The 7881-nt window shown below is 69.1% G+C and carries 7 protein-coding genes; 1 reads left to right on the top strand and 6 read right to left on the bottom strand.

All coding sequences use genetic code 11. The features are described from left to right. Positions 1-337 precede the first annotated feature (337 nt). The gene (locus tag E6K79_11250; protein TMQ62982.1) at positions 338-811 is read left to right on the top strand and encodes a VOC family protein; all 474 of its coding nucleotides are present in this window, start codon (positions 338-340) and stop codon (positions 809-811) included. 53 nt (positions 812-864) lie between these two features. On the opposite strand, the gene E6K79_11245 is transcribed toward E6K79_11250, so the two are convergent. From E6K79_11245 to E6K79_11220, 6 genes are all read right to left on the bottom strand, one after another. Continuing rightward, positions 865-1518 (bottom strand): lamin tail domain-containing protein, encoded by a 654-nt coding sequence (locus tag E6K79_11245; protein ID TMQ62981.1) that lies wholly within the window; start codon positions 1516-1518, stop codon positions 865-867. A gap of 107 nt (positions 1519-1625) precedes the next feature. Then, positions 1626-2747, bottom strand: a complete 1122-nt coding sequence (locus tag E6K79_11240; GenBank protein TMQ62980.1) for an ABC transporter permease — start codon at positions 2745-2747, stop codon at positions 1626-1628. Further along, a complete protein-coding gene (locus E6K79_11235; protein TMQ62979.1) occupies positions 2678-4156 on the bottom strand; it encodes an ATP-binding cassette domain-containing protein in 1479 nt (492 codons plus the stop codon). The genes E6K79_11240 and E6K79_11235 overlap by 70 nt, the downstream gene beginning before the upstream one ends. 68 nt (positions 4157-4224) lie before the next feature. Continuing rightward, positions 4225-5178, bottom strand: a complete 954-nt coding sequence (gene arcC, locus E6K79_11230) for a carbamate kinase (protein ID TMQ62978.1) — start codon at positions 5176-5178, stop codon at positions 4225-4227. A gap of 5 nt (positions 5179-5183) precedes the next feature. Beyond that, a complete protein-coding gene (locus E6K79_11225) occupies positions 5184-6362 on the bottom strand; it encodes a pyridoxal phosphate-dependent aminotransferase (protein ID TMQ62984.1) in 1179 nt (392 codons plus the stop codon). Between the two features lie 42 nt (positions 6363-6404). Beyond that, a complete protein-coding gene (locus E6K79_11220; GenBank protein ID TMQ62977.1) occupies positions 6405-7877 on the bottom strand; it encodes a hypothetical protein in 1473 nt (490 codons plus the stop codon). Positions 7878-7881 lie beyond the last annotated feature (4 nt).

Genomic DNA, 7881 nt, shown 5'->3' with positions numbered 1-7881 from the left:
CTTGCCGTCGAAGCACCCCAGCTCCACGACCCGGGTGCAGGGGCACCCCAGCTCTTTCAGCTTTCGATGAAGCCAGAGAAATCTCGCCAGGTGGAGGCGTTTCCGGAACCCGGAAGCGAAGAGCCTGTCGTTGTAGCCGGTGTCGGTCTTAGTCTTCATGGCTCTCGCGGAAATGGATGCCTGGCGCGGGCAAGAGGCCGAGACTCTACGCTCGACGTCCTACCCCGTCAACGCGGCGCGGTGCAGTCGACTCGGTGCGGTCGGAACTTCCAACACGGGCCGGGGTGTGCCACCATTGGTCCCCCAAACCCCCAACCGGTGGAGGAGGAGAACGAAGATGGCAAAGCCAGATCCAATCCCCAAGGGCTACACAACCGTCACGGCATCCATGATCTTCCGAGATGCCCCGAAGGCGATCGAGTTCTACAAGAAGGCGTTCGGCGCTACGGAGCGGGCGCGCGCCCTCGGGCCCGACGGAAAGATCATGCACGCGGAGATCCAGATCGGCAGCTCGATCGTGATGCTCTCGGACGAGGTCATGGGCCAACGCTCCGCCGAGACGATCGGCGCCACGCCGGTCACCTTCTACCTCTACTTCGAGGACGCCGACGCGGCATACAAGAAGGCCGTGGCGGCGGGCGCGAAGCCGATGATGCCGGTGACGGACATGTTCTGGGGCGACCGCATGGGCCACATCACGGACCCGTTCGGCTACGGCTGGAACATCGCATCGCACGTCAAGGACGTCACGCCCGAAGAGATGAAGAAGGGCCAGGAAGAGTTCATGAAGCAGGTGGCGGGCGCCCGGTAAATCGTCGTGGGACGCGGGGCGTGCCGCGCGCGACGCCCCGCGCACCCCTCGCATCACCGAAATCGCGCTTTGATCTTGCCCCACGTCGTGGTGCTGACCGGCGTGGGGCATCCGTTTTCACTCGCCGGGGTCGGCAGGCAGCCTGTCCCTCGCGGCTGGCCCGATCCCGTGTACTTGTTGAGCCCATCGAACAACGTCCAGACGGTCCCGCCGGCCCCGAATCGGCCGGTCGACCGGTCGCTCGCGCCCTCGATGCTGTTGTACGTCTTGGTGTCGACCGCGGTCGTGTCGGTCGCGTCGATCCGAAACAAAATCACCGTATCGCCGGCGTTGTTGAGACTGAGGCCGCTCACGGTGCGGCCGACCGAGCGCTGCCAATCCTCCGCCTGCCGGCCGGTGACGAGCACCACGGCGCCGGGCGCGAGGGAACCCGAGAAGGCGAAGCGGATCGTGGAGTCGGCGTCCGAGACCCGATAGGCGCTCAGGTCGACTGCGGCCGCGCCGTAATTCTGAAGCTCGAGCCACTCGTCCTTTCGGGAATCGAACACCCCGTCGCCGTCCCAGTCGCGCGCGGGGCCTGCGAGTATTTCGCTCAATCTCAGATCATCCGCCGTCACGGCAGCCTCACTTCGAACGATTCCGATCACCACCGCAGCCGCCGCCGCGAACACAAGAAGCCAAACCACGATTTCCCACGAACGTCCCATGACCTTCTCCTTTCAGGAGTACCGGTGACGTCGGGGGAACCCTGTTTTCGGGGGAGAACGAATCCAGCTAGTCGGGGTGACGAAACTTCAGGGGACGGCGCCGCGTCCTAAATCGACTCGCGATGTCGCGTGCGCCAGATCGCGCGCGGCGCGCCCTGGTCGGGGAGAAGCCGAGGCAGGACCCAGAGCGACGGGAGAACCAGGAGCAGCGTAATCGCGGCGCCCCATTCGGGGCTTCCGAGCACTTCGTTCGAGCCGGGCAAGTTGAGCCAGACCGCGAGGGCGAGCGCGACCAGCAAAGCACCGCGCAAATAACCGGCGCCCAGGAACACGATCGCCATGCCTGCGAATCCCAAGGGAAACGGCCAGCGCTCGAGCGCGACGGCGGGCTGGGACCAGAGCTGGAGCGCCCCCGTCAGTCCCGCGCACGCGCCGCCCAGCACCATCATCGATGACTGCACTCCATCCACGTCGACGCCGGACGCGACGGCGGCCAGCGGGTTCGAGCCGACGGCGCGGAGATCGAAACCCCGTACCGACACCCGCAGGAAGTGGGCGGCGAGGAACCCGAGGATCAACCCGAGCGCGAGGAGCAGGATCCCGAACGCAAGAACGAGGTTTGGAGGGAGCTTCAGGCCGGCTGCCCACGGCAGAGCGCCTGTGAGGGAGCCCAGCCCGATCGTCAGCGCCGGCGGGGCCACCGGCCCCACTCCCGCGCCGCGGGGCACGAACATCATCGCGGCGCCGAGAAGAAGGCCGCTCAGGATCTCGTGGATCGCGAACCGTCTCTTGAGCCACGCAACGATGACGCCCACCGCGGCCCCGGCGAGAGCCCCCACGGCCAGCGCGAGCGGCGCCTCGCCGCCTGGCGGGAGATCGAGGTAGCGCGGAATCAGCGACCCCGCGGCGAAGCCCGCGAGAAACTGGGCGTGGATCGCGAGATTGAGGAGCCCGGCGTGGAGCGGGAGGAGAAACGCCAGACCCAGGAAGAGGAGCCCCGAGGCGACGAGAATGACGTCTCCGCTCCAGGGCGCGGTGGACGCCGAGGCCGGCGCGGCCCCGAGCTCTCTCGACAGGAGTTGCGTGCCGACGACGAGGGCGGCGAGGACGAGGACATTCGCGACGATCGGCCAGACCCCGCCGCGGCAGCGCCCCGGAATCACGCCGCGGCCCCCGACATCTCGTCGATGATCATCTCGCGCGTCAGCGTCTCGGTAACGGGAATCCACACGAAGCGCCCCGCGGCGAGCACGGCCAGACGATCGGCGACGCGCATCGCTTCTTCAGGCTCCTCCGTGAGCCAGAGGAGGCCGCTCCCCCGCTCGCACTGGAGGACCAGCGCCCGCCTCACGTACTCCTGCGCGGCCAGCGACAACCCCTGCGCGGGGGAACGCACGACGAGGAGGACAGGATTTCGAATCACCTCACGGGCGACGATGATCCGCTGCCGGTCGCCCTGGCTCAGGTCCCGGAAGCGATCGCCCGGCGACGCGCCGGGGATCTCGAAGTCCCGGAGCGTCCGGACCGCGTTCCCTCGGATCGATTCCGGGCGTAGGAATCCACCGCGCGCGAAGGGCGGCCCGCCGGTCTGGCCCAGAATCAGGTTCTCCTCGATCGTGAATTCTGCGATCGCCTGGTCGCGCGAGTGGGGCGGGTTGACGAAGCTGATCCCCGATTCCACGCGGTGGCGCCGGGACGAGCGGGTCATTTCCTTGCCCAGGAACTGCATCGTTCCGCGCTCCGGGATCCTGCTTCCGAGGAGGGCGTCGTGGAGCAAGGTGAGCCCGTCCGCCGGAGCGCCGACCACCGCAAGCACCTCGCCCGATTTGACCTCGAAATCGAGCCCGGCCAGGGAGGTCTCGCGCCCGCGCCCTTGCGATACCAATCCTTCCGCGCGAAGGAGCGGGTCGCCCGGCAGATGGGGACCGGTCGGTGCCCTGCGAATTCCGACGCCGCCCGTCCAGCGCTCGACGAGCGCTCCCTCGCTGCACTCGCGCGTCGTCACCGTCGCTGGCGCGGCCCCGCGCCAGAGAATCGTCACGCCTTCCGCCTCAGGGTAGGCGTCGCGCGGCCAGGTGCTGGTGAAGACCGCCGGGATCTTCTGCTCGGAGGCGACGGACTTGACCCCCGCGAGAAACTGCCGCGCTTCATGCGGCCCGAGATCGGAGGTAGGCTCGTCGAGCAGCAAGAGTCCGGGCGATTCGACCGAGGCCGCCGCGAGCTCGAGGAGCCGGCGCTCGAGGGGCCGGAGCGCCTCGACAGGCACGTCGAGGATCGCCTCCAACCCGAACCGCGCCGCCAGCTCGCGCGCTTCCCGTCGCGCCCGCTTCCAGTGGATTCCCATCCCGAGGTACCGCGACTGCCGGTGGAGGAGCAGCCGATCGAGCACCCGAATGTGGGCGGGTGTGGTCGAACCTGAGACGAGGGCCGCCGCGCCCCCGGAATCGATCGACCCTTCGTCGAGGGGCCGCCGTCCGGCGAGCGCCTCCAAGAGAGCCGTCTTTCCGGTGCCGCGCTCGCCGAGGATCATGTGGAGCGAGCCGCGAGCGACCGAGAAGGTCAGATCATCAACGGCCGGGGGTTCCCCGTCCGCGATCGAGATCCCCTTTACCTTGAGACCGACGTCCTTGTCGCCCACCCGAGTCCTCCCGCGCCCGCACTCCCGCTGCTCCCACAGCCCGCGCCGATCGCGGCGCTTCCCGCGTGCTACTCCCTTCGGATTCGAGTCCCGCCCTTCCCTTGGAGCGCCTCCAGAACTTTCGCCGGCGAGGTGATCACGACTTCGCGTCCGCCCCCTCGAACGAACTCAATCGCAGCTTGGATCTTGGGTCCCATGCTCCCCGAGGGGAAGTGACCCTCGGCAGCATACCGCGAAAGCTCCTCGGCCGTCGCGCAATCCAGATCGCGCTGATCGGGCTTGCCGTAATTCAGCGCCACGCGATCGACCCCGGTCACGATGCAGAGCATCTCGCAGCCGAGGAGCCGCGCCAGGAGGCTCGACGCGAGATCCTTGTCGATCACAGCCTCGACGCCGTGGAGGGAGCCGTCCCACTGCCGCGCGACCGGGATTCCGCCCCCGCCCGCGGCGATCGCGATCACGCCGTCCGCCACGAGCTTTCGGATCGCGGCGATCTCCACGACCTCGAGCGGCCGCGGCGATGCAACGACGCGCCGCCAGCCGCGGCCGGCGTCTTCCACGACCGTCCATCCCTTCTCCTTCGCGAGGAGGCGCGCCCGGTCCTGCGAGTAAAAGGGCCCGATCGGCTTGGTCGGGCGCCGGAACGCCGGATCGCGCTCGTCGACGACGACCTGCGTGACCAGGGTCACGACGGTCCGGTCGACGGACACGCGCCGGAGCTCGTTCTGAAGCGCCTGCTGCATCATGAATCCGATCCCGCCCTGGGAGTCGGCGCCGCAGACGTCGAGCGGCATCGGGGGGATCTGATCGCGCGCGGCCTCGTTCCGGATCAGGATGTTCCCGACGATCGGCCCGTTGCCGTGGCTCAACACCACCTGCACGCCGTCGCGGATCAGCTCAGCGATCGGCTGCATGGTCAGCCGCGTGATCGCGGACTGCTCGTCGAACGTGCCCGTGCCGCGCGCGGGCAGAATGGCGTTGCCGCCGAGGGTGATGAGGATGCTCTTCGGGAGACCGCTCAACCGACTCAGCGGGCCGCTTTGACGTGGCTCTGGGCGAAGGCCTCGAACCGGCGGATCCCCTCGCGGATGTTCTCGATCGAGTTGGCGTAGGAGAAGCGCAGGTAGCCCTCGCCCTGGGAGCCGAACGCCGTGCCCGAGAGAACGGCGACCCCGGCGTCGTTCAAGAGCGCCTGCTCCAGATCGGCGCTCTTCATGCCCAGGCCAGTGACGTTGGGAAACACGTAGAACGCGCCGGCCGGCTTCGCGCATCGCACGCCGGGGATCGCGTTCAATCCGTCGACGATGACATCGCGGCGGCGACGGAACTCGGCCACCATGGCACGCACTTCGTCCTGCGGGCCATTGAGAGCCTCCGGGGCCGCGCGCTGGACGAACGAGGTCGCGCACGAGTAGACGTTCGTCGCGAGGCGCGCGACGTGCTTGGCGAGGGTGGCGTTCATCACGCCGTAGCCCAGCCTCCAGCCCGTCATGGCGTAGGTCTTGGAGAAACCGTCGAGGAGGATCGTCCGCTCCGCCACATCCGGCCGCGTGGCGATCGTCTCGTGCGTTCCCTCGTAAAGGATCTTTCCGTAGATCTCGTCCGAGAGCACGAAGATCTCGCGATTCCTGATGAGGGAAGCGATGTCGTCGAGATCGCGCGGCGCCAGGACCGATCCGGTCGGGTTGTGCGGGGAGTTCAGGATCAACATGCGCGTGCGCGGCGTCAGGAGCGGCTCGATGTCGGCCGCGCCGAAACGGAAGCCGCGATCCTCGCGGAGCGCCAGGGAAACCGGCTTTCCGCCCGCGAAACGGACCGCCGATTCGTAGATCGGAAAGCCCGGATTCGGGACGATCACCTCGTCGCCCGGATTGACGCAGGCGAGGACGGCGAAGGTTAAGACCGGCTTTCCGCCCGGGGTCACAACGACCTGATCGGGCGCCGTCGGAAGACCGCGATCCTTCGAGATGAAGGCGGCGATCGCCTCGCGCACCTCGGGAAGACCGGCCGAGGGGCCGTAGTGGGTAAAGCCGCCTTCGAGGGCGCGCGCCGCGGCTGCCCGGATGTTGGCGGGCGTGTCGAAGTCTGGCTCCCCGATCTCTAGATGCACGATCGTGCGCCCCTTCGCCTCGAGGGCTCTCGCCTTCGCGAGCACCTCGAAGGCGGTTTCGGTGCCGAGATCCCTCATGCGATCCGCGTAGCGCATTCGATTCACCCCCGTTGTTTCGTCGCGTCGCCGCCCCGCGCCTCAGGGCGCGATCGCAGGCATCGCTCGTTGAATCCAGATCGTGGCGGCGGAAGCCTGCCGCCCGCGCTCATCTTCCCGTCCTTCGACCAAGCCGCCGAGCTGCCACCGGCCTAGACGCAGCGCTCCTCGCGCGGAGGCGGCCACTCCCGGCCGCGTGCGGGATCGGAGCGCGGTCGAACCGCCCGCGAAGAGGCCGCTCCCCCACGCCGCGCCGCCTTGGTCCGCACGCGCGGCCTCGACGAACACCTCGAGCCTCCCCCGGCGCCGCCAGGTCAGATCGACGCGGCCGCCGAGACTCGAGCCCAGACGGATGCCTTCCGCGGTCTCACGCTCGCGGCGGGTCGCGAGGAGCGAGAGGCCCCGGCCCGCGAATCGCGCGATCGAGGCGTCGAGGACCGCGTACCGTTCTGTCCGGACCGTCGCGCCCGAAGCCGTGGAAAAACCGTCCGTCCGGCTTCTCCCCGCGCGGATCGTGATCGGGCCGAGCCCGCGCGCGCCGAGCCGGCACTCCAGCTCGATGCGCCCGATCGCCCCGCTCGGGCCCGAGGGCCCGCCGCTTGCGTGGATTCTCGCCCGCGCGGCTCGTGGGCCCCCTTCGACGCTCAGCTCGCACGCCCCATGCCGTGTTTCCGCGGCGCGATACCGCCAGCGGCCGCTTACTCGCAGCGGGCCCGCGGCGCTCTCCGCCGATAGGAGCGTCGCGACGCCTCCGGGCGTGATGGCCGCTTCCCCAGCCGCGGCGGTCCCGGCGGATCGGACCTCCGCCGCGATCGCTCCCGTGGCGGCGCGGCCGATCGTTCCGGCGGCGACGCTCCACGATCCTTGGCCGAGCGCGTGGCCCATGCCCAGGGACGCGATCCGCGCGCCATCCTCGAAGCGTCTCCCCGCGACAACCCAGATGCCGGGGAGCTTGGTGCCCGGTTCAGAAGAGCGGCCGAAGCCGATCCCCTCGATCGAGGGCGATGTCGCGCTCGTCGGCGCCTCGAGTCTCGGCGGAGCCGTATTGACTCTCGGGACGCGCGACGTGCGCCTCGAGAGACCCACGGCCTCCAGAAAGAGCGACCCCGAGCCGCTCACCTTCACGCGCCCGGCGACGAGATCCGGCCCCGAATGTGCGCCTCGGATCGCGAGCGTGCCCGCGTGGGCCGCGGCGCCCTCTCCCAAGAGCGAGAGCTCCACGAGGCGCGATCGTCCGGATCGCGCGGCCGCCACGCGATGTATCGTCGCCACCCCGTCCCGGACGGTCGCCCGCATCAAGAAGCCGGACGCTTGTCCCGGCGCGTCGTCGAGCGCCTCGGGAGCCTCGATCTCCTCGACGGGGATCGGGAGCCAGTAGGTCTCGGCTAGGCCCCCGGCCGGGGCCAGGCCAAGCGCCGAGACAGCAAGGCCCAGGGCGCAGCAGAGGCGCGCCGAAACGGATGCCGCGACACCCCGCAGCCGCATGATATCAAATGCGTTTCCGATTCTCCGCATCGCT

This window comes from Candidatus Eisenbacteria bacterium (assembly GCA_005893305.1).
Classification (GTDB): domain Bacteria; phylum Eisenbacteria; class RBG-16-71-46; order SZUA-252; family SZUA-252; genus WS-9.
The sequence above is the reverse complement of the archived record's forward strand: the minus strand, read 5'-3'. Positions and strand labels throughout refer to the sequence as shown.